The sequence below is a fragment of the Lentzea aerocolonigenes genome, from assembly GCF_000955955.1.
Taxonomy (GTDB): domain Bacteria; phylum Actinomycetota; class Actinomycetes; order Mycobacteriales; family Pseudonocardiaceae; genus Lentzea; species Lentzea aerocolonigenes_A.
Window position 1 is genome coordinate 1 of record NZ_JYJG01000389.1, and the last position, 234, is coordinate 234.

The following is a 234-nucleotide window of genomic DNA, read 5'->3' on the forward strand; positions in this document are numbered from 1 at the left end:
TGGGCGACGGCATGTCGAACTGGTCCGCGTGGGCCGGGATCGGTTCGGGCACCATCACCGGCACCCCGGCCGCGGTGTACAAGCCGCTGGGCAACGTCACCGAGGTCTTCACCCGCAACAACGCAGGTGCCCCGGTGCACGCCTACATCGCCGACAACTCCGGCGGCTGGTCCGACCTGCTCGGCATGCCCGCCGCCACGTTCGCCTCCGACCCCGTGGTGGTCTACAAGCCGC

Annotated in this window: 1 protein-coding gene; it reads left to right on the top strand. The window is 70.5% G+C overall.

The annotated features are described in order from the left end of the window. Positions 1 to 234, top strand: a 234-nt coding sequence (locus tag UK23_RS53220) for a hypothetical protein (RefSeq protein WP_045316968.1), incomplete at both ends; no start/stop codon positions are given.